This window comes from Achromobacter sp. 1011791174, assembly GCF_059760925.1.
Genome location: NZ_JCBANH010000051.1, coordinates 1 through 22,573, shown reverse-complemented (window position 1 = coordinate 22,573; position 22,573 = coordinate 1). Strand labels below are relative to the sequence as shown.

18 protein-coding genes and 2 tRNA genes are annotated in these 22,573 nt (G+C 69.7%); 10 read left to right on the top strand and 10 right to left on the bottom strand.

All coding sequences use genetic code 11. The features are described from left to right. The first annotated feature begins 3 nt into the window (after positions 1 to 3). Genes AC6LJ5_RS17930 through AC6LJ5_RS17920 form a run of 3 tightly spaced genes read left to right on the top strand, consistent with a single transcriptional unit; the run spans position 4 to position 10,266 of the window. Complete coding sequence (locus AC6LJ5_RS17930) at positions 4 to 6,750, top strand: DUF4347 domain-containing protein (protein WP_498141179.1); 6,747 nt, start codon at positions 4 to 6, stop codon at positions 6,748 to 6,750. Positions 6,751 to 6,781: 31 nt separating this feature from the next. Next, positions 6,782 to 8,152 (top strand): efflux RND transporter periplasmic adaptor subunit, encoded by a 1,371-nt coding sequence (locus AC6LJ5_RS17925; protein ID WP_392411507.1) that lies wholly within the window; start codon positions 6,782 to 6,784, stop codon positions 8,150 to 8,152. Next, on the top strand, positions 8,149 to 10,266 hold the full coding sequence (locus AC6LJ5_RS17920; RefSeq protein ID WP_498141178.1) for a site-2 protease family protein: 2,118 nt from the start codon (positions 8,149 to 8,151) through the stop codon (positions 10,264 to 10,266). The genes AC6LJ5_RS17925 and AC6LJ5_RS17920 overlap by 4 nt, the downstream gene beginning before the upstream one ends. 43 nt (positions 10,267 to 10,309) lie before the next feature. On the opposite strand, the gene AC6LJ5_RS17915 is transcribed toward AC6LJ5_RS17920, so the two are convergent. Together AC6LJ5_RS17915 and AC6LJ5_RS17910 are read right to left on the bottom strand one after the other, a co-directional pair. Then, entirely contained in the window at positions 10,310 to 11,368 is a 1,059-nt protein-coding gene (locus AC6LJ5_RS17915) for a sensor domain-containing diguanylate cyclase (protein WP_498141177.1), read from the bottom strand. A 104-nt stretch (positions 11,369 to 11,472) separates the two neighbouring features. Continuing rightward, positions 11,473 to 12,393, bottom strand: coding sequence for a LysR substrate-binding domain-containing protein (locus AC6LJ5_RS17910; RefSeq protein ID WP_498141176.1), 921 nt, complete (start codon positions 12,391 to 12,393; stop codon positions 11,473 to 11,475). A 101-nt stretch (positions 12,394 to 12,494) separates the two neighbouring features. On the opposite strand from AC6LJ5_RS17910, the gene AC6LJ5_RS17905 reads away from it, so the two are divergent. The 3 genes from AC6LJ5_RS17905 to AC6LJ5_RS17895 all read left to right on the top strand — a co-directional run bounded on the left by AC6LJ5_RS17905 (position 12,495) and on the right by AC6LJ5_RS17895 (position 14,069). Further along, positions 12,495 to 13,322, top strand: a complete 828-nt coding sequence (locus AC6LJ5_RS17905) for an aminotransferase class IV family protein (RefSeq protein ID WP_498141175.1) — start codon at positions 12,495 to 12,497, stop codon at positions 13,320 to 13,322. A gap of 66 nt (positions 13,323 to 13,388) precedes the next feature. After that, the gene (locus tag AC6LJ5_RS17900) at positions 13,389 to 13,760 is read left to right on the top strand and encodes a tRNA-binding protein (RefSeq protein ID WP_392411502.1); all 372 of its coding nucleotides are present in this window, start codon (positions 13,389 to 13,391) and stop codon (positions 13,758 to 13,760) included. A 9-nt stretch (positions 13,761 to 13,769) separates the two neighbouring features. Next, positions 13,770 to 14,069, top strand: a complete 300-nt coding sequence (locus AC6LJ5_RS17895; protein WP_498141174.1) for a hypothetical protein — start codon at positions 13,770 to 13,772, stop codon at positions 14,067 to 14,069. 140 nt (positions 14,070 to 14,209) lie between these two features. On the opposite strand, the gene AC6LJ5_RS17890 is transcribed toward AC6LJ5_RS17895, so the two are convergent. From AC6LJ5_RS17890 to AC6LJ5_RS17880, 3 genes are all read right to left on the bottom strand, one after another. After that, a complete protein-coding gene (locus tag AC6LJ5_RS17890; RefSeq protein ID WP_103272973.1) occupies positions 14,210 to 14,809 on the bottom strand; it encodes a nitroreductase family protein in 600 nt (199 codons plus the stop codon). A gap of 264 nt (positions 14,810 to 15,073) precedes the next feature. Beyond that, positions 15,074 to 15,436 carry a cupin domain-containing protein gene (locus AC6LJ5_RS17885; protein ID WP_392411500.1) on the bottom strand — a complete coding sequence of 121 codons (363 nt, stop codon included), beginning with the start codon at positions 15,434 to 15,436 and terminating at the stop codon, positions 15,074 to 15,076. A gap of 107 nt (positions 15,437 to 15,543) precedes the next feature. After that, a complete protein-coding gene (locus AC6LJ5_RS17880) occupies positions 15,544 to 16,359 on the bottom strand; it encodes an AraC family transcriptional regulator (protein WP_392411499.1) in 816 nt (271 codons plus the stop codon). A gap of 302 nt (positions 16,360 to 16,661) precedes the next feature. Between AC6LJ5_RS17880 and AC6LJ5_RS17875 the strand changes: the two genes are divergently transcribed. Further along, positions 16,662 to 17,132 (top strand): tripartite tricarboxylate transporter TctB family protein, encoded by a 471-nt coding sequence (locus tag AC6LJ5_RS17875; RefSeq protein WP_103272970.1) that lies wholly within the window; start codon positions 16,662 to 16,664, stop codon positions 17,130 to 17,132. Positions 17,133 to 17,138: 6 nt separating this feature from the next. After that, positions 17,139 to 18,668, top strand: coding sequence for a tripartite tricarboxylate transporter permease (locus tag AC6LJ5_RS17870; protein ID WP_498141173.1), 1,530 nt, complete (start codon positions 17,139 to 17,141; stop codon positions 18,666 to 18,668). A gap of 237 nt (positions 18,669 to 18,905) precedes the next feature. On the opposite strand, the gene AC6LJ5_RS17865 is transcribed toward AC6LJ5_RS17870, so the two are convergent. From AC6LJ5_RS17865 to AC6LJ5_RS17850, 4 genes are all read right to left on the bottom strand, one after another. Then, positions 18,906 to 18,990 (bottom strand) — tRNA-Leu (locus tag AC6LJ5_RS17865). A 273-nt stretch (positions 18,991 to 19,263) separates the two neighbouring features. Continuing rightward, positions 19,264 to 19,779 carry a preprotein translocase subunit SecG gene (secG, locus tag AC6LJ5_RS17860; RefSeq protein WP_498141172.1) on the bottom strand — a complete coding sequence of 172 codons (516 nt, stop codon included), beginning with the start codon at positions 19,777 to 19,779 and terminating at the stop codon, positions 19,264 to 19,266. 23 nt (positions 19,780 to 19,802) lie between these two features. Beyond that, positions 19,803 to 20,549 (bottom strand): triose-phosphate isomerase, encoded by a 747-nt coding sequence (gene tpiA, locus AC6LJ5_RS17855; protein WP_103272955.1) that lies wholly within the window; start codon positions 20,547 to 20,549, stop codon positions 19,803 to 19,805. A gap of 243 nt (positions 20,550 to 20,792) precedes the next feature. After that, positions 20,793 to 21,770: an NAD(P)H-quinone oxidoreductase gene (locus AC6LJ5_RS17850; protein ID WP_103276344.1), complete on the bottom strand. Its 978-nt coding sequence runs from the start codon at positions 21,768 to 21,770 to the stop codon at positions 20,793 to 20,795. 104 nt (positions 21,771 to 21,874) lie between these two features. Between AC6LJ5_RS17850 and AC6LJ5_RS17845 the strand changes: the two genes are divergently transcribed. Together AC6LJ5_RS17845 and AC6LJ5_RS17840 are read left to right on the top strand one after the other, a co-directional pair. Further along, positions 21,875 to 21,964 (top strand) — tRNA-Ser (locus tag AC6LJ5_RS17845). A gap of 14 nt (positions 21,965 to 21,978) precedes the next feature. After that, complete coding sequence (locus AC6LJ5_RS17840; RefSeq protein WP_498141171.1) at positions 21,979 to 22,308, top strand: hypothetical protein; 330 nt, start codon at positions 21,979 to 21,981, stop codon at positions 22,306 to 22,308. Here AC6LJ5_RS17840 and AC6LJ5_RS17835 read toward each other — a convergent pair. Continuing rightward, positions 22,296 to 22,573 (bottom strand): hypothetical protein (locus AC6LJ5_RS17835; protein ID WP_498141170.1); only part of this gene is annotated, 278 nt, incomplete at its 5' end. The two genes, AC6LJ5_RS17840 and AC6LJ5_RS17835, sit on opposite strands and share 13 nt — an antisense overlap.

The following is a 22,573-nucleotide window of genomic DNA, read 5'->3' as shown; positions in this document are numbered from 1 at the left end:
ACCATGACCTCGAACCAACGCTCCCTGTGGAATAAGGTCGCTCCGGCCATCAAGCGCGCGCTGCTCGGCGGGCGCCCGGATGCGGCGGGCCTGCCGGCGGCCGCGCGCCTGCCGGCCGCGCGCCCGCTGGCGCTGGAACAACGCTTCATGTTCGACGCCGCCGCCGTGGCCGCCACAGCCGACGCCGCTCATGCCGCCCGGCCGGAGGCCGCCCCGCCGGCCGAGGCGCAACGCCCCGATGCCGCGCGGCAGGCCGACGCCACGCCGGCCGGCGCTGACCTGGCCCGCGTGGCCATGGCCGCGGAAGCGCCGCGTCGCGAGATCGTGTTCGTGGACAACCAGGTCAAGGACTACCAGCAGCTGGTCGCGCAGGTCCGGCCCGGCACCGAAGTCATCGTGCTGGACAAGACCCGCGATGGCTTGCAGCAGATCGCCGACGCGCTGCGCGGCCGCAGCGGCATCGACGCGATCCACATCATCGGCCACGGCGCCGAAGGCAGCATGCGCCTGGGCTCGGTGGAGCTGAACGCCGCCGCGCTCAACGCACGCCAGGCGCAGCTGACCCAGATCGGCGCGGCGCTGACCGAACAGGGCGACATCCTGCTCTATGGCTGCGACATCGGCGCCAACGCCAAGGGCGCCGAACTGCTGTCGCGGCTGGCGCAGCTGACGCACGCCGACGTGGCCGCCTCCAGCGACCGCACGGGCGCGGCCGCCCGGGGCGGGAACTGGACGCTGGAAGCGGCCAGCGGCAAGATCGAAACGGCGGCGCTGTCCTTCGCGTACAACGACCTGCTGGCCGCCCCGCCCAGCCAGGACTTCGAAGGCTGGAACCGACCGCCCAACGGCTCAGCCGTCCTGCTCCTGGACGGCCTCAAATACCGCACCGACGGCGGCTCCGTCATCGACGTGACGGACGCGATGGACTATTTCGGGGAAACCTTCACCGGCTTTTCCGGCAAGGTCCTGCTGAGCAACATCTCCGGCAATCCCAACACGGGATCGACCTTTCTGGAATTCGGCTCGCAGGACCTGGCGAACAACTTCGCGCTCAAATCGCTGACGATCAACGCTTTCGACAATGGCAGCGGTTTTGCCCAAAAGTACGTGATCTCCGGATACGACGACAGCTCCGGAACGAACGCGCTCGTGCAGATCAGCATCGACCTCACCACCAGCGGCACTTACGGCACCGGCGACTGGGCCATCACCTATACCAAGGGCTCCTCGACCTACAGCGCCGGCACGCTGGTGTTCGGCAGCGCCTGGGGCAATCTGGATACGGTGCGCCTGACCGCCAGCGACCGCGGCCGGCCGGCGAGCGTCGCGCTGGACTCCATCACGCTGGGCGCGCCCGTGATCGTCGACGCGCCCCCGGTGGTCACGCCCTCGGCCGGCTCGTCGACCTACAGCAGCGGCAACGGCCTCCCGGTGCAGGTGGACGCCAGCCTGACGCTGACCGATCCCGACAGCACCAGCCTGTCCCACGCCACGGTTTCCCTGACCGGCGGCAGCTTCCACAGCGGCGAGGACGTGCTCGCCTTCGTCAACACCAACAGCGCGCTGTACGGCAACATCGTCAGCAGCTGGAACGCCAGCACCGGCGTGCTCACGCTCACCTCTTCAGGCAGCCTCGCCACGGTGGCCCAGTGGGAGGCTGCGCTGCGGGCGGTGACTTACCACGATAGCTCGACCATGCCGTACCAGGGCGACCGGACGATCACCTTCGTGGTCAATGACGGCACGTCCGACAGCTCGCCCGTCAGCAAGATCATGAAAATACTGCCCAACAGTCCGCCAGTCATCGGCAATCTGAGCGGCGACGCGGTGACCTATACCGAGAAAGGCGCCCCCGTGAGGCTGGACGCCGGCGCGCAGGTCACGGTGACCGACAGCGACACGCCCAACTTCAACAGCGGCAACCTCACCGTGCAGATGGTCAACAACGCCCGCGCCAACCAGGACGTTCTGGGCATAGACACCAGCGGCGCCATCAGCCTGTCCAATGGCGTGACCGTGGGTAGCGTGGTGAGCGTGTCCGGTGTGGCCATCGGCGTGATCGCTCCCAGTGGCGACGGCGCCAACGGAAACAAACTGATCGTGACCTTCAACGCCAACGCGACGCAGGCGCGCGTGGCCTTGCTGATGTCGGCGCTGACCTACAAGAACACCAGCAGCGATCCCTACACGGCCACCCGCAGCATCGTCTTCGGCATTTACGACGGGCGCGGCGGCAGCGCCTCGGCTGTCGTCAGCGTCGACATCGCGGCGGTGAACGATGCGCCAACGCTCTCGGCCACGCCGCTCAACCCTGTCCATGTGCCAGGCGGAACGGGCGTGGCGCTATTCAGCGGCGCCAGCATCGACCCGGGCGAAGCCGGGCAGAACATCAGGCTCATTACCTTCACCGTGTCGGGCCTGGCGGACGGCGCCAGCGAACGCCTGACGATCGACGGCTCCACCATCGCGCTGGTGAATAACACCACCGTCACCACCAGCGGCCTGGGCCTGAGCGTGACGGTCACCGTCATCGGCAACACGGCGACGATCACGGTCAGCTCGGCCGGCATCAGCGCCGCCACGGCCAACGGCGTGCTCAACGGCATCACCTACCAGGACGCCAAGGCCTCGGCCTCCGGCGGCGCCCGCGTCGTGACGCTGACCGGCGTCACGGACAGCGGCGGCACCGCCAATGGCGGCGTGGACACCGCCGTCCTGTCGCTGGCGTCCACCATCACCCTGCCCTATGCGCCCGTGGTGACGCCCAGCGCCGGAAACCCGGAATTCACCATCAAGGGCTCCACGTCCGTGCCGGTGGCCGTGGACGGCGGCATCACGCTCAGCGACAGCGACAGCGCCACGCTGAGCCGGGCCGTCATCGCCATCGTCGGCAATCTCCAATCCAGCGACATGCTGCTGTTCACGGCCATGAACGGCATCTCCGGCAGCTACAGCGCCGGCGTGCTGACGCTGAGCGGCTCGGCCACGGTGGCGCAGTGGGAAGCCGCGCTGCGCTCGATCCGCTATACCAACAACGACGCCGGCGCCAGCACCGCCACGCGCACGATCTCCATCGTGGTCAGCGACGGCTCGCGCGACAGCGACAACGTCACGCGCTCCATCACGGTCAAGCAATTCGATCCCGCGCCCGTCGTGACGCCCTCCGCCGGGGCCACCGCCTTCCTGAGCAAGGGCGGCGGCTCGCATGCCGTCGCCGTCGACGCCGGCCTGACCTTGTCCGATCCGGACAGCACGACGCTGGCCAGCGCCCGGATCACCATCGGCAACCTGCAAGCAGGCGATGTGCTGGGTTTCGTCAACGACGGAGCCACCATGGGCAACGTCGTGGGATTCTATGATCCGACCACCGGCATCCTCACCCTGACGTCCGCCGGCGGCCTGGCCACGGTCGCGCAATGGCAGGCGGCGCTGCGCGCGATCACTTTCGTCAATACCCGCGAAAGCACGCCCGTGGCCTCGCGCTCGATCAGCTTCCAGGTGTCGGACGGCGTCAATAGCAGCGTCGTCGCGGCCAAGAGCATCGACGTGCAGGACGGCAATATCCCGCCGGTGCTGACGCTGCCGTTGACACTGAATTTCAGCGAGGACACGTCCGGCTTCATCACCGGCATCTCCGTGTCCGACGCGGACGCGGGCAGCGGCAGCGTCACCCTGACGCTGAGCGTGCCCGCCGGACGGCTTTACGCGCTCACCAGCGGCGGCGTCACCGTGCAGGGCTCGGGCACCGGCGTGCTGGTCCTGTCGGGCTCGGTGGCCAACCTGAATGCCTTCATCGCCGCCTTGGAAGTCAGCTTCCTGGCCGCGCCCAACGCCAATGGCGACATCACGCTCAGCGTCACGATCAACGACAACGGCAACACCGGCACGGACGGCGCGGAAACCGCCAGCGGCACGGTCACCCTGCGCGTCGCGGCGGTCAACGATGCGCCCGTCATCACCGTGCCGTCCGGCATCAGCCTGACCGAGGACATCGTCGGCGCCATCACCGGCATCTCGTTCAGCGACGTGGACGCCGGCGCCGGCCAGCTGACCGTCACCCTGTCCGTGCCGGCCGGCGCGCTGTCGGCCAGCAGCGGCTCGGGCATCGTCATCGGCGGCACGGCGACCGCCATGACGCTGACCGGCACGCTGGCAGACCTGAACGCCTTCATCGCGGCGAGCAAGGTGCTCTATACGCCCGCCGCCAATGCCACGGGCGTGGTCACACTGACCGTCAGCATCAACGACAACGGCAACACCGGCTCGGGCGGCAGCCTGAGCGACACCAAGACCGTCGACCTGAACATCGCGGCGGTCAATGACGCGCCGACGATCGCCGTGCCGGTACGGCTCGATTTCAGCGAGGACACGGCCGGCGCCGTCACCGGCATCTCGATCGCCGACGTGGACGCGGGCGGCAGCGTCGTCACCCTGACCCTGGCCGTGCCCGCCGGCACGCTCGCGGCGCTCAACGCCAACGGCGTCACCGTCACCGGCTCCGGCAGCGGCACGCTGGTGCTGACCGGCTCGATCGCCGACATCAACGCCTTCATCGCCGCCAGCCGCGTCAGCTACCTGTCGGCGCCCAACGCCAACGGCGACGTCACGCTGACGGCCACCGTCAACGACCTGGGCAACACCGGCTCCGGCGGCGCCCTCTCCGCCAGCGACACGGTCGTCCTGCGCATCGCGGCGGTCAACGACGCGCCCGTCATCACGGTGCCGTCCAGCATCAGCCTGACCGAGGACACGGCCGGCGTCATCACCGGCATCACGGTGAGCGACGTGGACGCCGGCAGCGGCCTGCTGACCGTCACCCTGTCCGTGCCGTCCGGTACGCTGTCGGCCATCAGCGGCAACGGCGTCACCGTCGGCGGCAGCGCCGGCGCGTTGACCCTGACCGGCTCGCAGGCCGACCTGAACGCCTTCATCGCCGCCGGCGGCCTGCGCTACCTGCCCGGCGCCAACATCGCCGGCCAGGTCACGCTGAGCGTCAGCGTCAACGACAATGGCAACACCGGCTCGGGCGGCGGCCAGACCGCCAGCGCCAGCATCACGCTCGACATCGCGGCGGTCAATGATGCGCCCGTCAACATCGTGCCGGGTTCGCAGCAGACGGCCGGCGGTTCTCCGCTGGTGTTCGATGCCGCGCATGGCAATGCCATCCGTATCCAGGACGTGGACGCCGGCGGCGGCCAGCTGCTGGTGACGCTGTCGGCGGACCACGGCCTGCTGCGCCTGTCGCGCGTCGCCGGTCTGACGTTCATGAACGGCACGGCCAATGGCTCGGCCACGCTGACGTTCACCGGCACGCTGGCCGACATCAACGCCGCGCTGGACGGGCTGGTCTACGAAGCCGCGGCCAACTATGTCGGCCCCGCGACCTTGCGGATCGTCACCGACGACCAGGGCAACAGCGGCAGCGGCGGCGCGCTCAGCGCCACCAGCAGCATCGCCATCGCCGTGACGCCCAGCGACGTCACGCCGCCCTCGGCGACGCTGACGCTGGCCGATGCGCTGCTGGCCGCCGGCCAGAGCACGCGGCTGACGATCCGTTTCAGCGAGGCGATCCAGTCGCTGGACGCCAGCGCCTTCACCCTGCCCGGCGGCACGCTCGCCGGGCTGTCCTCGGCCGACGGCGGCCTGACCTGGACCGCCACCTATACGCCGGCCGCCGGCGCGGATCTGTCCAACGCCGTCATCGCGCTGGACCTGCGCCAGGTGCGCGATCTGGCCGGCAACGCCGGCAGCGGCAGCGCGCTGTCCGGCGCCTTGCGCATCGACACGCAGCCGCCGGCCAGTCCGGCGCTCAACCTGGAACAGCGCGCGCTCGATCCGTCCGGCGGCCTGCTCAGCGGCAACGGCGTGCTGCGCGTCGACGGCCTGGAAAGCGGCGGCCGCTGGCAGTATTCGCTGGATGGCGGCGCCAGCTGGCGCGATGGCCAGGGCAGCCAGCTGACGCTGGATGCGCCCGGCGCGCACGCGGTGCAAGTGCGGCAGTGGGACGCGGCCGGCAATGTCTCGGCCGTCTCGTCGCTGTCCTTCTCCGTCCAGGGCCAGGTGCCGCCCTACGTGCATCCCACGCCCCCGCCCGGAACGCTCCTGCCGCCGCTGGCCCCGCCCGTGGCAAGCCTGTCGCCGGTCGCCGATCCGCGCGACGAATTCCTGCCCTCGCTCGGCGGCGCGCAGGCCGGCTCGCGCTCTCCCGCGCATGCGTCGCCGCTGGCCTGGGCGATGGACGAGCACGGGGCCCCGCAGGCCCCCGCGCCGCGCGCCACGGACGAACGGCCGGCCGCCGCCGTCTATGCGCCGCAGCGCATCGGCGCCAGCGATGCGCCGGGCCAGGAACTCGTGGTCCTGCGCGGCCTGAACACGCTCGCGCTGGAGCCCGGCGCGGCGCTGGACCTGCGCATCCCGTCCTCGGTCTTTGGCCACACGCGGGCCGACGCCAGGATCCAGCTGTCGTTGACGCTGGAAGATGGCCGCGCCCTGCCCGCCTGGATCCGTTTCGATGCGCGCAGCGGCCGCCTGCAGGCGGAGCCGCCGCGCGGCTTCGCGGGCGAGATCGCGCTGCGCCTGACGGCGCGCGACGAACGCGACAACGAGGCCTCGACCGTGTTCAAGCTGAGCGCGGGCCGCCATGCGGCCGAGCGCCAGGCGCCCGCCGGCCGCTCCGGCCTGGCCGCGCAGATGCAGCGCGCCACGCAGGCGCGCACGGCGGCCGGCGCGGCGCAGCGGCTGCGGGGATGAACCATGACGCATGACGGGGTCGCGCTTGAACATGCCTGAAGCGCCCGAAGCCGCCAGCCCGGCGGTGCTGCTGCTGGAGCTGGGCCACCGCGCCCGGCTCGCCGCCAGCCTGCCCGAGCTGGAATTCCTGCTGGTCAACGATACGCGGCTGCTGGCGCCCTACCGGCAGGCCGCCCTGTGGCGCGAAGCCGGCGGCGTGGCCGCGCTGTCGGGCGTGGTGCAGCCCGACCGCAACGCGCCCTATGCGCAATGGCTGGCGCGCGCCTGCGCACACCTGGCGCGGGCGGACGGCGATACGGCGCGCGCGGTCTCGGCCGCCGACCTGCCGGACGAACTCGGCGCGCAATGGCGCGAATGGCTGCCGCCGCAGGGCGTGTGGCTGCCGCTACGCATGCTTGAGGAACCGGATGCCCGCCCCGCAGGCGGCCTGCTGCTGGCCGGCGCCGATCCCGTCGCGCCGACGCTGCTGCCGCTGCTGACCGAGTGGAGCCGCATCTGGTGCCATGCATGGCGGGCCTTGCAGCGCGCCCGGCCCTGGTCCTGGGACGCCTGGCGCAACCGCGCCCGCTCGCGGCCCGCCGCGGCGGGGCGCGGCTGGCGCCGCCCCGGCCTGTGGGCCGCCTGCGCACTGCTGGCGGCTGGCGCGATTCCGGTGCGCCTGTCGGTGCTGGCGCCGGGCGAGCTGGTCGCCGCGCAACCCGCCGTGCTGCGCGCGCCGCTGGACGGCGTGGTCGCGCAGATCCACGTGCAGCCCAACCAGATCGTGAAGCAGGGCCAGCCCCTGTTCAGCCTGGACGAGGCCCAGATCGCCAGCCGCCTGCAGGTGGCGCAACAGGCGCTGAGCACGGCCGAAGCCGAATACCGGCAGTTCGCCCAGATGGCGCTGGGCGATCCGCGCTCCAAGGCGCAGCTGGCGGCGCTGGCCGGCAAGATCGGCGAGCGCCGGGCCGAGCAGGCCTTCCTGGCCGAGCAACTGGGCCGCGCCAGCGTGACAGCGCCCCGGGACGGCATGGTGCTGTTCGATTCGCCGTCGGAGTGGATAGGCAAACCGGTGCAGACCGGCGAACGCGTCATGCGCGTGGCCGATCCGGACGCGGTGGAGATCGAGGCCTGGGTGCCGGTGGGCGACGCCATTCCGCTGGCCGAGGGCGCGCCGCTGCGGCTGTATCTGGCCGCCGACCCGCTGACGGCCGTGCAGGGCCGCGTGCGCTACATGGCCTATGACGCCGTGGCGCGGCCCGACGGCAGCTACGCCTATCGCCTGCGCGCCTCGCTGGATCAGGCGCAGGGACCGCGCATCGGCCTGAAGGGCACCGCCAAGCTGCAAGGCGAGCGCGTGCCGCTGGCCTATTGGATCCTGCGCAAGCCCTGGGCGGCCATCCGCCAGTTCGTGGCGCTATGACGCCGGCCACGCCCCTGCCGCCGCTGCGCGACGAACTGGACCTGCTGCCCGGCCCGGCCCTGCCGGACGGCCAGCCCAGCTGGACGCTGCACGATCCGGTGCGCAACCTGTTCTTCCAGATCGACTGGGCCAGTTTCGAGATCCTGCAGCGCTGGCGGCTGCGCTGGCCCGGCGTGATCGCACGGCGCATCCAGGCCGAGACCACGCTGCGCGCCGAACCGGACGATGTCGAGGCCATGCACCGCTTCCTGGCGCAGCACGAGCTGTTGCAGCCGGCCGCGTTGACCGCGGCCGAACTGGCCGGACAGCGCCAGCGCCGCCGCGCCGGCTGGTCGCAATGGCTGCTGCACAACTATCTGTTCTTCCGCGTGCCGCTGCTGCGCCCGGACCGCTGGTTGACGCGCTGGACGCCAAGGCTGGCCTTCCTGTACGGGCCGGCCTTCCGCTGGCTGACGCTGGCCGCGCTGCTGGCCGGGATGTGGGGCGTGTCGCGTTCCTGGGACGCTTTCGCCGCCACGCTGGTGGACATGCTGAGCTGGGAAGGACTGGCCGCCTACGGCCTGACGCTGGCGGCGGTGAAGACGCTGCACGAGTTCGGCCATGGCGTGACGGCCAAGCGCTATGGCTGCCGCGTGCCGACCATGGGCGTGGCCTTCCTGGTGCTGTGGCCCGTGGCCTATACCGACACCAACGAGGTATGGAAGCTGACGCGCCGCGACCAGCGCCTGAAGGTCGCGGCGGCGGGTATCGCCACCGAGCTGACCATCGCCGTCTGGGCCATGCTGGCCTGGGTCTGGCTGCCGGACGGCCCGCTGCGCGCGATGGCCTTCCTGCTGGCCACCACCACCTGGGTCAGCACCGTGCTGATCAACGCCAGCCCGTTCATGCGCTTCGACGGCTACTTCCTGCTGTCGGATTTCCTGCAGATGCCGAACCTGCATGCCCGCGCCTTCGCGCTGGCGCGCTGGGACCTGCGCGAACGGCTGTTCGCGCTGGGCGAGCCGGCGCCGGAGCACTTTCCCGCCGCGCGGCGGCGCGGACTGATCCTGTTCGCCTGGGCCACCTGGATCTACCGCCTGGTCCTGTTCCTGGGCATCGCGGCCCTGGTCTATCACTTCTTCATCAAGGCCCTGGGCATCTTTCTTTTCCTGGTGGAAATCGTGTGGTTCATCGCCCGTCCCCTGTGGTCCGAGATCGGCGCATGGCGGCAGCGCGGCGCGGCTATCGGCGGCAGCCGGCGCGCGCGCTGGAGCGCGCTGCTGCTGATCCTGATCGTGCTGGGCGCCTTCGCGCCCTGGCCCGTGCCGGTGCGCGGCAGCGGCCTGTTGCAAGCGCGCGAGCAATGGCCGCTGCATGCGCCGGAAGCGTCGCGACTGGCCTCGCCCCCGCCGGCCGAGGGGCACGCGCTGCAGGCCCATGAGGACGCTTTCGTGCTGGACACGCCTTCGCTGGCCGCCAGCGCCGCGCAAAGCCAGGCGCGCTCGCTGCAACTGGCGCGGCAGTCCGCCGCCGCCGGCTTCGATCCCGAATTGCGACGCGACTGGCAGGTGCTGCGCGAGCGCCAGGCCGAGGCGCAGGCGCAGCAGGTCGCGGTGGACAGCGAAGCGGCGCGCTACCGCCTGGAAGCGCCAGGCGCCGGCCGGCTGCGCGACCGTGATCCGGACCTGCGCCAGGGCGACTGGCTGGGCCGCCGCGAGCTGCTGGGACGCGTCGTGAGCGCGGGCCCGCTGCAGGTGGTGGCGTATGTGCCCGAGGATGCCTTGCCGCGCCTGCGCGCCGGCCAGACGGCGCGCTTCATCGCCGATGGCGGCGCCGGACCGGACCTGGATCTGCGCGTGCGCAGCATCGACCAGGACGCCACCCGCGTGCTGCAGGAAGCGGTGCTGTCCGCCCCCGCCGGCGGCGACGTACAGGTGCGCGCGTCGCAGAACCTGCTCTACCCGGAACGGCCGGTGTACCGGGTGATGCTGGACGTGGAAAGCGCCGATCCGCCCGCCCAGGCGCGCCAGCACAGCTGGCGCGGCCGGGTCAGCATCCATGGCGATTGGGAAGCTCCCGGCGCGCGCCTGCTGCGCACGGCGGCCAGCGTGTTCTGGCGGGAAGCGGGCTTCTAGGAACTGGCGCGTTGGCGCCGGGCGGTCACGCCGCCGGCCGCGCTCAGTGCATCACGCGCGCGCCCTTGCGCGCCCGCTTGACCACGTACATGCGCGTATCGGCCAGCCTGACCGCTTCCTCGGCGCTCAGGCCGCGCGGATCCAGCGCCACCACGCCGACGCTGGCGCCGTCGTAGGGCAGCGTGATCTCGCCCAGCTGGAAGTTGCCGAGCGTGGCCGCGGCCGTGCGGTCCTCCAGCGCGCGCGCGGCCTCTTCGGCCTCGCCGCGCAGGACCTCGTGGCCGATGGGACCGGCGTCGCCGCGCGCCAGGGCTGGCCCCGGGCCGATCAGCACGAACTCGTCGCCGCCCAGCCGGCCCAGCATGTCGGAGGCGCGCAGCGAGATAGCCAACCGGCGCGACATTTCCTGCAGGAAGATGTCGCCGTTCTGGTGCCCATGGACATCGTTGATGGACTTGAAGCCGTCCAGGTCGATCACGCCGACCAGGATGCTGCCGCCCTCGCGCAGCGCGCGGCCCTGCAGGCGTTCCAGCTCTTCGTAGATGGCGCGGCGATTGGGCAGGCCGGTGAGCGGATCGCTCAGCGCATATGACAGCAGCCGCACATTGGCCGAGCGCAGTTGCTCGACCAGCAGTTCGCGTTCCATGAAGTTGGCGAGCATGGCGGAGAACAGCTTGAGCATGGCCTCGGCCTGCGGCGCGACGGCCTGCTGGCTGGCGCTGGCGCCGCACAGCGTGCCCAGCAGCGTGCCGTCGTCGGCGCGCACCGGCGCGCTGACATAGGTCTGGATGCCGAGCTTGCGCGCGGCCTCGGAGTCCGGCCAGCAGCTCGCGACATCGCTGGTGCTGGTGCGCCCCTCATCGAGCGCGCGCTTGCACAGCGTGTCGGCCCAGGGCACGTCCATGCCTTCGGGGATCTGCATGCCGCCGTCGTTGCGCGCATAGCGCACGTGCTGGATGCCGGCCTGCAGGTCGATCGAGGTCAGGTAGGTGGACTCCAGCCCGGTGATGGCCCCGAGCATGTCCAGCAGCGGGCGCGCCAGCTCCTCGACGCTCTTGGCGTTGGGCAGGGTCGTCGACAATTCCGAGAGTATCCGGTCCACGGCGGTTCCTTTGCGAGAGGCAGGGGAGGGACGGCCATCGGCCGCGTGCGCGGGCCGGCCATGCGTGATTATGCACGGCCGGCGGCGCGCGCCGCGCGGCGATTTCAGGCATCGGAACGCCCCAATTCCGCCAGCATCCAATCGCGCAGCGCCGCCACGCCCGGCGCCTTGGCACCGGATTCGGGATAGGCCAGGTGATAGGCATGGTCGCCGCCCGCCGCCACGCCCACGTCGAACAGCTGGATCAGCCGGCCCTCGGCCAGTTCGCGCGCGACCAGCTCCCGCTCCACCAGGCCGACCGCGCCGCCGTCCATGACTGCCTGCGCCACATGGCTGGATTCCGTGAAGGCGACGCAGCCGCTGTCATCGAAATCCGGCACGCCGGCGGCGGCCATCCACAGCGCCCAGTTGGGCCAGACCACGCCGCCGGGCCGGCAATCCACGTAGCACAGCGTATGCGCGGCCAGGTCGCGCGGCTGGCGCGGCGCCGGGCCGGCTTCGAGCAGGCGCGGGCTGCAGACCGGCACCACCACCGTGCTGAACAGCCGGTGCGTCACGACGCCGGGATAGCGGCCCGCGCCATATCGGATGGCCGCGTCCAGGTCATGGGCGTCGAAGTCGCGCAGTTCATCGCTGATGTCGAAGCTCAGCTCCCATTGCGGATGCGCGGCGCGAAAGCGCGGCAGGCGCGGCAGCAGCCAGTTCGTGGCGAAGCGCGCGCCCACCGACAGGCGCAGCGTCTGCTGGCCGCGCGCCAGCCGCCGCGCCCGGGCGGTGGCGCGGCGCAGGCCGTCCAGCGCATCGGCGGCGGCGCCGGCCAGCGCCTCGCCCGCCGGCGTCAGCCGGATGTTGCGGCTGGTGCGCGCGAACAGCGCCAGGCCGAGCTGCGCCTCGATGTCCTTGATCTGGTAGCTGACGGCGGCGGGCGTCAGGCCGAGTTCGTCTGCGGCGCGACTGAAGTTCAGGTGGCGGGCGGCGGCCTCGAAGGTGCGCAAGGCCCGGCCGGCGGGAAAGACGCGACTCATGATTTTCAAATTTTTCTTGATGATGCTTCGAAAAATACTCGTTTCCCATGGCTGCATCAATAAGGGATATTGAACGCCATCTCATTCCGTACACGCACCCCATGACGACAGATCCGCTTTCCCCGAATACCCGCTATGTCTCTCAGGTCGACGGCCACGACGCAGACGCCGCCGCGCTGGCGCCGCTGGCCTTCGCCGGCTATGCCCACTTCACCGCCCTGCAGATCCGCGACGGCCGCGCGCGCGGCCTGGACCTGCATCTGGCCCGGCTGCGGGCAGGCTCGCAGGCGCTGTATGGGCAAGCGCTGCCCGACGAAGAAGTGCAGGCGCGCCTGCGCGCGGCTATCCAGGCCGGGCCGCCGGACCTGTCGCTGACGGCCACGGTGTACTCCCCCGCCGGGGAATTCACCATCGCCGGTCCCGACGCGCGCCCGCGCCTGCTGGTCCGCACCGCGCCGCCGTCCAACGGGCCCGCCGGCCCCCTGTCGCTGGCGCTGGTCGAGCACGAACGCATGCTGCCCGGGGTCAAGCATGTGGGCGAAGTGGCCAAGACCTATCTGCTGCGCGAGGCCGCCAGCCAGGGCCACGACGACGCGGCCTTTGTCGATCGGCGCGGACGGCTGAGCGAGGCCACGATCTGGAACCTGGCGTTCTGGGATGGCGAATACGTGGTGTGGCCACGGGCGGCGATGCTGGGCGGCACCATGATGGGCATCGTGCGCCGGCAGCTGGACCGGCTGGGCGCGCCGCAGCGCGAGCAGGAGCTAAAGGCTGAAGACCTGCGCGCGCTGAAAGGCGCCGTGGTGATGAATTCGTGGACGCCCGGCGTGCCCCTGCGGCGCATCGGCGCGATCGACGTGCCGCCGGCGCCCGGCTTCCTGGCGCTGCTGCATCGCGCCCACCAGGCGGAACCCCTGCTGCCGGTCTGAGGCCACGACGGAGCGTAGGGGGATAATGCGGGCAGGTTTCCCCACGATTCATACAGAGAGATCCGCATGCATTACACGCAAGATCCCGCGTCCCCGCCCGCCGACGCCATCGGTTTCGACGATTTCATGAAGGTGGACATCCGCGTCGGCACGATCCAGACCGCCGAGGCCTTTCCCGAAGCGCGCAAGCCCGCCTACAAGCTGGCCATCGATTTCGGGCCGGGCGTGGGCGTGAAGAAAAGCTCGGCGCAGATCACCGCGCACTACACGCTGGACGAACTGCCGGGCCGGCGCGTGATGGCCGTGGTGAATTTCCCGCCGCGCCAAATCGGCCCGGTGCGCTCGGAAGTGCTGGTGCTGGGCTTCGCCGACGCGGCCGGCGACATCGTGCTGGCCGCGCCGGACGCGGACGTGCCGAACGGCGCGCGTCTGACCTGAGCCGTCCCGATGCTTGCCGAGGAGAAAGCCGCCGCGTCCCGCTTCTTCGCCATCATGGCCGGCCTGATCGGCGCGGCCGGCGTTGTCGTAACGGTCTGGATGCTGGCCCAGAACGGCGGCATGTTCCCGGGCCTGAAACCCTGGCTGGCGGCGCTGGCCGCCACCGTGGCCAATGCACTATGCCTGCCCTTCGTGGCGGGCTACTGGCATACCGCGGGCAAGCCGGCGGGCGCGCGCTGGCTGATGATCGCGCAGGGACTGGGCCTGCTGGCGTTCGGGCTGGTCTATCTCGCCAATCTGTCGTCCTGACCGCGCCGGCCTTGCGGTTCCCCATGCGGCCGCGCGGTCCGCAGCGCCAGGAACCGCGCCCAAAACAAAACCCGCGCCGTCTTCGTAGAGACGGGCGCGGGTTTCAGGCCAGGCCAACGGGGGAGCATGCCCCCGCTTGCTCAGCCGGCCACGCGGAAACGCTCGGCGTCGTCCATGAAGGCCTTTTCGCCGAAGCCGGCTTCGTTCGAGCCGAACGGCATCTGCGCGCGCAGCTTCCAGCTGGCGGGAATGTTCCACTCGCGCGCCACATCGGCGTCGACCAGCGGGTTGTAGTGCTGCAGGCTGGCGCCCACGCCGGCGTTGGCCAGCGCGGCCCAGACCGACAGCTGGGCCATGCCGCCAGCCTGTTCCGACCAGACCGGGAAGTTGTCGGCGTACAGCGCGAACTTCTCTTGCAGGCTGCGGACCACGTCCTGGTCTTCGAAGAACAGGATGGTGCCGGCGCCGGCGGCGAAGCTCTTGAGCTTGGCTTCGGTCTTGTCGAAGCCTTCGGCCGGGGCGACCTTGCGCACGGCTTCGATGGCCAGATCCCAGAGCTTCACGCTTTCGGCGCCGAACAGCACCAGCGCGCGCGAGCTTTGCGAGTTGAACGACGAGGGGCTGTGCTTGACCGCGTCCTTGACCAGGGCGACCAGCTCTTCCTTGGACAGGGACAGGTTGCGGCCCAGCGCGTACTGCGTGCGGCGCTTCTTCAGCGCGTCGATATAAGCGTTGCTCATGAGAATATTGCCTTTCGACTGGTAGATAGAGAGTTCGATGTGGACGAATTCTACCGTCGGGCACATGACATGAACCATCGGAAACGCATGTTCTGGTCGGAACAAACTGTTCTACCGATGGTGTTAATCCCGCCTCGCTTTCATCACCGACAGGACAGCGCGCCGGCGCTGACCGGACCTTGCCTGCGGACTTCCAGCGCCGTACAACCCCTGGGCGCGCCACCGGCGCGCGCCAGGACACCGCCGCCGGCACGACGTTCCCGCCTAGATCCACACATCGTTTGGCGCGGTCCGCTCCCCTTCCTGGTCGCCGGTATTGCGCACCCCGCGCGGCTCGATCAGCAGGACGCAGGCTTCGCGCTCGGCATGGGGCCTGTGTTCGACGCCGCGCGGCACCACCGCCATTTCCCCTGCCGCCAGCGTCACGGCGCCGTCGCGCAGGTCGATGCGCAGCTCGCCGTCGATGACGATGAAGGTCTCGTCGGTATCGGCGTGCGAGTGCCAGACAAACTCGCCCTGGATCTTGACGAGCTTGAACTGGTAGTCGTTCATCTCGGCAATGACCTTGGGCGTCCATTGCTCCTTGATGAGGTTGAACTTGCGGGCGAAATTGATGGCGGCGGACATGCTGCAACTCCTGGAATGTGAAAACTCCAGGCTACCGGTCGGCGGGATAGCGGTCTTGTAAGATCGTGCAGCTTGGGCGGCCCTGTCTGGCCGCACCGTTGCACGTCTCAGGCGCCCGCCCTCAGCATCGCCAGCCAGCGCCCCGGCGGCATGCCATAGGCTGCCGAGAAATGGCGGCTCATGTGGCTCTGATCGGTGAATCCCGCGGCCAGCGCGGCCTCGGCCAGGCCCAGCCCCGCCAGCATCAGCCGGCGGCACGCATCCAACCGACGCAGCGTGGCATAGCGATAGGGGCTGACGCCGTACAGCGCGCGGAAATCGCGCGACAGGCTCCAGCGGTCGCGACCACTGGCTGCTTCCAGGTCCGCCAAGGTCAGCCGGCCGGCCAATCCATCATGGATGCGCTGGCGTGCCCGCTCGGCCGCGCCATAGTCGAACGCGCGGCGACCGCCACGCTGGCCGGCGACGGTGGCCAGCGCTTGCGCCAGATCGTAGAGCGCGTCCGCCTCTTCCAGCGGATCCAGGGGCTGGCTCATCGTCCGCAGCAGCGGCTCGGCAGCCGCGCGCAGGCGCGGATCGTCGGACAGACCGCCCGGCACGAAAGGCAGGGGCTGCCCGCCCAGCATGCGCTGCACCAGGGCGGGCTCGACATAGAGCATGCGATAGCGAAAACCCGCGTCGGTGCCGGCCTGACCGTCGTGCGCCTCGTCCGGATGCAGCACCAGCGTGCCGCCGGGCAGGCTGTGGCGCAGTCCGCGCCGGTAGTGAAAGCTCTGCACGCCGGACAAGGTGCGGCCGATGGCATAGGTGTCGTGGCGATGCATCTCATAGCCGCGACCGCCGAAATAGGCTTCGATCCGTTCCAGTCCGGCGGTCCGCGGGGCGCGCGCCACCCAATCCTTTCGCCTGTCTTTGCCGTCCATGCACTCGCCCCCGCCGTCCCCGGGCCGGCAACAAGCCGGCTCCGGCTTCATGGTAGCAAGCCCGCGAACCCTGCCCTTCCGCAAGCCGCCCCAGACCCGCGCCCGCGCTTGGCGGCACCGGGGATTTCCCTTGGTTTTCCCCCGCGATGCCCCGAGCAGCCATCCGATTCCGCCGCAGTGAAAGCCAATCGGAAGTCTCGCTCCCTAGACTCGCGTTCAACTGAAATTCAGTTTCTTTTAAACCAAGCGTCAGCAAGGCGTGCGTCCGGCGCCTGCATGCCGCAAAAAGGGAGGATCGAACCATGCAGCAACAATCCCGCGCCGTGCGGCGCGAATGGTGGGCCGGAGGCGCGATGATCGCGCTGGGGCTGGGCACCGCCATCCACGCGGCCAGCTACAACGTCGGCTCGCTGGCCCGCATGGGCCCGGGCATGTTCCCGATGATCCTGGGCGTGCTGCTGGCGCTGCTGGGCGCGGCCATCGTGCGGGCCGGCTACGCGCCGCAGGCGGCAGACGAAGAGGCCGAGGTCGACGCGGCGCCGGACTGGCGCGGCTGGGGCTGCATCATCGGCGGACTGCTGGCCTTCATCGCGCTGGGCAAGTTCGGCGGCCTGGTGCCGGCCACGCTGGCGCTGGTGTTCATCTCGGCGCTGGGCGACCGCCAGCACACGGTCAAGAGCGCGGCGCTGCTGTCCGTGGGCGTGACGCTGCTGGGCCTGGCCGTGTTCTCCTGGGGGCTGCAGTTGCAGTTCCCGCTGTTCCGTTGGGGTTGATCAGCCATGGAAATCTTCAACAACCTGATGCACGGGTTCTCCATCGCCTTCGCGCTCGACAACCTGATGTGGGCGGCCTTCGGCGTGTTCATGGGCAACCTGATCGGCGTGCTGCCCGGCATGGGCGTGCTGGCCGCCATCTCCATTCTGCTGCCGCTGACCTACACCATGACGCCGACCGCGGCGCTGGTGATGCTGTCGGGCATTTACTACGGCTCGCAGTATGGCGGCGGCATCACCTCCATCATGCTGAACCTGCCCGGCACGGCCTCGCACGCGGTCGCCTGCCTGGACGGCAATCCGCTGGCGCGCAACGGCAAGGCCGGCTCGGCGCTGTTCATGCTGATGTTCTCGTCGTTCTTCGGCGCCTCGATCGGCATCCTGGCGATGATCCTGTTCTCGCCGCTGCTGGTGGACGTGGCCTTCAAGTTCGGCCCGGCCGAGTACTTCTCGATGATGATGCTGGGCCTGTTGGCCGGCGCCACGCTGGCCAAGGGCTCGGCCATCAAGGGCGTGGCCATGGTGGTGGTGGGACTGTTGCTGGGCGTGGTCGGCACCGACGTCAATACCGGCGTGATGCGCTTTCACTTCGGCGTGCTGGAGCTGAGCGACGGGCTGCAGATCGTGGCGCTGGCGATGGGGCTGTTCGGCGTGGCCGACTTCCTGAAGAACATCAACCGGCTGGGCGGCGACGCCAAGGTCACCGCCGCCAAGATCAGCATGAAATCCATGCGGCCCGAGGCCGGCGACATCAAGCAGTCACGCGGCGCGCTGGTGCGCGGCACGGCCATCGGCGCGGCCTTCGGCATCCTGCCCGGCACCGGGCCGACCATCGCGTCCTTCATCTCGTATGCCACCGAGAAGAAGGTCGCGCGCGACCCGCGCCGCTTCGGCCGTGGCGCCATCGAAGGCATCGCCGCGCCCGAGGCCGCCACCAGCGCGTCCACGCAGACCGGCTTCATCCCGACCATGAGCCTGGGCATCCCTGGCGATCCGGTCATGGCGCTGATGCTGGGCGCGCTCATCATCCACGGCATCCAGCCCGGACCGCAGATGATGGTCGAGCATGCCGATATGTTCTGGGGGCTGATCGCCAGCTTCTGGGTCGGCAACATCCTGCTGCTGTTGCTGAACCTGCCGCTGATCGGCATGTGGGTGCGGCTGCTGACGGTGCCGTTCCGCTACCTGTTCCCGGCGGCGCTGTTCTTCGTCTGCGTGGGCGTGTACAGCACCAACAACAACCTGTTCGACGTGGGCATGGTGACGCTGTTCGGCGTGGCCGGCTACGCGCTGATGCGGCTGCGCTTCGAACCCGCGCCGCTACTGCTGGGCTTCGTCCTGGGACCGATGGTGGAAGAGAACTTCCGCCGCGCGCTGCTGCTGTCGCGCGGCGAGCTGTCGATCTTCGTGACGCGCCCCATCAGCCTGGGCTTCGTGGCCGCCTGCGTGCTGCTGATCTGCCTGCTGATGGTCTCGGCGGTGCGGCAGCGGCGGCGTCGGGAAGTGTCGTTGCTGGCCTCGACGGAAAGCCGCTAGCGAACACCATCCCGATGCGGCCGCCTGAGCGATTACGTCCCATAAGACATCAATCGACGGCCGCGATCGGGATGGCCCCTTTCGCCGAATGCTCCCGTGCATCCAATGGCAACGCTTTGCTTGCGCACGCTCGGTCATCACGCAGCGACAGCAAAACGAGCAACAACAAAAAACCCGCAATCTCGTTGGAGAATTGCGGGTTCTTTGCTTTTCCAGAGTCGCTCTGGAAAAAAATTCTGGTGCCGACGGCGAGACTCGAACTCGCACAGCTTTCGCCACTACCCCCTCAAGATAGCGTGTCTACCAATTTCACCACGTCGGCGGGGTCATGCGCCTTGCTTAAGAACCTGACTCGAAAGCCGGTGCCTGCAAATCCACATGCCATTCCGGCGATTGCCCGTAAGCAAGGCCAGAAAGTCGAGCATTCTAGCATGAATTGGAATAGTCATTCATATTGAGAATTGACGTAACCGATCATGCGAATTCAGGCCCGGCGTGCCTTGCACCCACCCAGAAAAAAGCCGGCTCACGCCGGCTTCTCGCTGCGTAGCCACAGCCGCCCCCTGTGCACAGGGGCCGGCCGCGAGCGCATGCCTTACTTGGCGGGGGTTTGCGCCGGCTTGTCGCCCGAGGCGGGAGCCGCCGGAACCGAAGGCACCGAGGCGTCGGGCTTGGCCGGGGCGGAAGCCGCGCCGGGAACCGACGAAGCGCCAGGAACCGACGAAGCGCCAGGAACCGACGAAGCGCCCGGAACCGAGGATGCGCCCGGGACGGACGAGCCGCCGGGAACCGATGCGCCGCCCGGCACCTGGGGCACGGAACGGTCGGCCGGGAAGTTCTGCATCACGCCGCCGTCCAGGACCGAGGAGGAGCCCTTGTGGCTGACATAGGCCAGGCCGGCGGTGGTGGCAAAGAACACGACGGCGGACCACTTGGTCATGCGCGACAGGAAGTTGGCCGCGCCGGTGGCGCCGAACAGGCTGCCGGCCGAGCCGCTGCCAAACGCGGACCCCATGTCGGCGCCTTTGCCTTGCTGCAGCAGGACCAGGATGATGATGGCCAGCGCCGAGATCACTTGGACGGCCAGCAGAACTTTGAGAATCAGGGGCATTACGGACTCCGGAACGGAAACTTTTAGATGGCGGCGATGCGCAGGAATTCATCGGCCACGAGCGACGCGCCGCCGACCAGGGCGCCGTCGATGTCGGCCATGGCGAACAGGCTGGCGGCATTGGCCGCCTTGACGCTGCCGCCGTACAGCACTTGCACCTGGGCCGCGCCTAGCGCGCGCAGGGCGGCGCGGATGGCGCCGTGGACTTCCTGGGCCTGCTCGGGGCTGGCGCTGCGGCCGGTGCCGATGGCCCAGACCGGCTCATAGGCCAGGACCATGCGCGACACGGCTTCGGCGCCCAGGGCCAGCACGGGCTTGAGCTGGCGCTCGATGACGGCCAGCGTGTTGCCGGCGTCGCGATCGGCCAGCGATTCGCCCACGCAGACCACGGGAGTCAGGCCGGCGGCCAGCGCGGCGCGCGACTTGTCCGCCACGATCTGGTCGGTCTCGCCGTGCAGCACGCGACGCTCGGAGTGGCCGGCCAGGGCCCAGCGGCAGCCGAATTCCTTCAGCATCGCGCCGGAGACTTCGCCCGTGTAGGCGCCCTTTTCCTGAGCGCTGACATCCTGCGCACCCCAGCTGACGCTGCTGCCGGTCAGGGCGGAAGCGGCCTGGGCCAGGTACGGGAACGGCACGCAAACGCCGATCTGGCAATGGCTGGCGGCATCCACGGCGCGCAGTTCGGTCAGCAACGCGGCGTTCTCGGCCAGGTTGCCGTTCATCTTCCAGTTGCCCAGCACGAGGCGGGCGCGGTTTTCGACTGAAGTCATGGCGCAAAGGTCAGAAAGGGTGAGCCCGGGAGGCCGGCCGCCGGCCAGCCGCGAGGCCAGGCCGCCGCCGGACGGGTGCATCCGGGCCGGGCGGCTGTCGCGCGGGCGGCACCAGGAGTGCGCCGTCTACGGCAAGCCGAGGCCCATGAAACATTCGCCCACGGGTCTGCCTGGAAAAAATTCCAGGCGAAACCTGCGATTGTATCCTGTTGTGCGCCGGCGTGCCGACGCACCCGAGTTTCCCTATACGGTCAGGATGATCTTGCCGATGTTCTCGCCGCTTTCCATCATGGCGTGGGCCTGGGCGGCCTGGGCCAGCGGGAAGGTGGCGTGGACGATCGGCTTGATGGCGCCCTGCTCCAGCAACGGCCAGGCGCGCTCGCGCAGCGCGCGGGCGATGGCGCCCTTGAAGGCCACTGGGCGCGGACGCAGCGTGGAACCGGTGATGGTGAGCCGGCGACGCATGACCTGCGCCGTGTCCACATTGGCATGGGCGCCGCCCAGCTGCGCGATGATGACAATGCGGCCGTCGTCGGCCAGGCACTGGATGTCGCGACCGATGTAGTCGCCCGCCACCATGTCCAGGACCACGTCCACGCCGCGTCCGCCGGTGGCGTCCAGCACTTCCTTCACGAAGTCCTGGGTCTTGTAGTTGATGCCGCGCGCGGCCCCCAGCGCTTCCACGGCGCGGGCGCGCTCATCGCTGCCGACGGTGGCGTAGACCGGGTTGCCCATCGCGCGGGCCAGCTGGATGGCCGTGGTGCCGATGCCGCTGGCGCCGCCATGGACCAGCAGCGCCTCGCCCTCGGCCAGACCGCCGCGGTCGAACACGTTGCTCCAGACGGTGAAGTAGGTTTCGGGCAGGCCGGCGGCTTCGATGTCGGAAAGGCCGCGCGGAATCGGCAGGCACTGGGCGGCGGGCGCGACGCAGTATTCGGCATAGCCGCCGCCCGCGACCAGCGCGCAGACCTTGTCGCCGATCGCCAGGCCGCCGGCAGCCGCGTCGCCGGACACGATTTCGCCGGCCACTTCCAGGCCGGGCAGGTCCGACGCGCCGCGCGGCGGCGGATAGGCGCCCTTGCGCTGGAAGACGTCGGGACGGTTGATGCCGGCCGCGCTGACCTTGATCAGCACCTCGCCCGGACCGGGCTCCGGCATGGGTCGTTCCACCGGCACCAACACGTCCGGACCGCCGGGGCGGGAGATTTCAACAGCCTTCATCATGCCTCCTGGGTAGCAAATGGATTATTATTGCGCCCTTCGGATGGCATGCAAGCCATCGCCGGCAAAACGTTTGCCTGGCGATCAGCGCCGTCCCGACACCAGGAAGCGTGGCCGAGCGGTTGAAGGCACCGGTCTTGAAAACCGGCAAGGGTTTACGCCCTTCGTGGGTTCGAATCCCACCGCTTCCGCCAACACGATGCCGCGCATGGCCCAATCCCTAGCTTGCCTTCCGCTACCCGACGGCTTCGAACCGCGCGGGGAGCTTGCCGTCGAGCACGACGAAGAATCGGGCAAGGTCTACGAGATGTGGATGCTGGACACGGCGCTGCCGTTCGACGCGGCGGTCGCCGCGCTGTCTGAGTTCGCGCAGCGGCACTTTGGCGGCCAGAAAAGAGAAGCCGCCACCAAGCTGCCGGGCGTGTGCAGCTGGGCCGCGAACTGGTCCCTGGGCGGCCAGGAAGTCTCGGCGCAACTCACCTGCGCGGACGCAGACAGCGCGGGCTATCTGCGCAATGCCTATCCCTACACGTCGTAGGATTGCTCGCCCAGCCGGAACCCCATGTCCGTGCCCCAGCGGTCGACATAGCGGATCCAGCGCGTCTGGCATGACACACAGCAATAGTGCTCATAGCGGTTGACCGGGTCGCCGTCGACCTCCACGCAATCCACCAGGCCTAGCCGCGGATGCGACTCCATGCTGACCGCCATGCCCAGCGGCAGGCTCAGGCAGGACTCGCACATGGATGCAGCCCGCGCCTCGCCCGAGGCCGGCTCCCCCCTTCCGGTCCCGGCGCTCCCCC

Excerpts from the sequence above, each read along its gene's own strand:
- AC6LJ5_RS17930 (WP_498141179.1), top strand. The coding sequence starts at position 4 with ATGACCTCGAACCAACGCTCCCTGTGGAATAAGGTCGCTCCGGCCATC.
- AC6LJ5_RS17925 (WP_392411507.1), top strand. The coding sequence starts at position 6,782 with ATGCCTGAAGCGCCCGAAGCCGCCAGCCCGGCGGTGCTGCTGCTGGAG.
- AC6LJ5_RS17920 (WP_498141178.1), top strand. The coding sequence starts at position 8,149 with ATGACGCCGGCCACGCCCCTGCCGCCGCTGCGCGACGAACTGGACCTG.
- AC6LJ5_RS17910 (WP_498141176.1), bottom strand. The coding sequence starts at position 12,393 with ATGAGTCGCGTCTTTCCCGCCGGCCGGGCCTTGCGCACCTTCGAGGCC.
- AC6LJ5_RS17905 (WP_498141175.1), top strand. The coding sequence starts at position 12,495 with ATGACGACAGATCCGCTTTCCCCGAATACCCGCTATGTCTCTCAGGTC.
- AC6LJ5_RS17900 (WP_392411502.1), top strand. The coding sequence starts at position 13,389 with ATGCATTACACGCAAGATCCCGCGTCCCCGCCCGCCGACGCCATCGGT.
- AC6LJ5_RS17895 (WP_498141174.1), top strand. The coding sequence starts at position 13,770 with ATGCTTGCCGAGGAGAAAGCCGCCGCGTCCCGCTTCTTCGCCATCATG.
- AC6LJ5_RS17890 (WP_103272973.1), bottom strand. The coding sequence starts at position 14,809 with ATGAGCAACGCTTATATCGACGCGCTGAAGAAGCGCCGCACGCAGTAC.
- AC6LJ5_RS17885 (WP_392411500.1), bottom strand. The coding sequence starts at position 15,436 with ATGTCCGCCGCCATCAATTTCGCCCGCAAGTTCAACCTCATCAAGGAG.
- AC6LJ5_RS17880 (WP_392411499.1), bottom strand. The coding sequence starts at position 16,359 with ATGGACGGCAAAGACAGGCGAAAGGATTGGGTGGCGCGCGCCCCGCGG.
- AC6LJ5_RS17875 (WP_103272970.1), top strand. The coding sequence starts at position 16,662 with ATGCAGCAACAATCCCGCGCCGTGCGGCGCGAATGGTGGGCCGGAGGC.
- AC6LJ5_RS17870 (WP_498141173.1), top strand. The coding sequence starts at position 17,139 with ATGGAAATCTTCAACAACCTGATGCACGGGTTCTCCATCGCCTTCGCG.
- secG (WP_498141172.1), bottom strand. The coding sequence starts at position 19,779 with ATGCCCCTGATTCTCAAAGTTCTGCTGGCCGTCCAAGTGATCTCGGCG.
- tpiA (WP_103272955.1), bottom strand. The coding sequence starts at position 20,549 with ATGACTTCAGTCGAAAACCGCGCCCGCCTCGTGCTGGGCAACTGGAAG.
- AC6LJ5_RS17850 (WP_103276344.1), bottom strand. The coding sequence starts at position 21,770 with ATGAAGGCTGTTGAAATCTCCCGCCCCGGCGGTCCGGACGTGTTGGTG.
- AC6LJ5_RS17840 (WP_498141171.1), top strand. The coding sequence starts at position 21,979 with ATGGCCCAATCCCTAGCTTGCCTTCCGCTACCCGACGGCTTCGAACCG.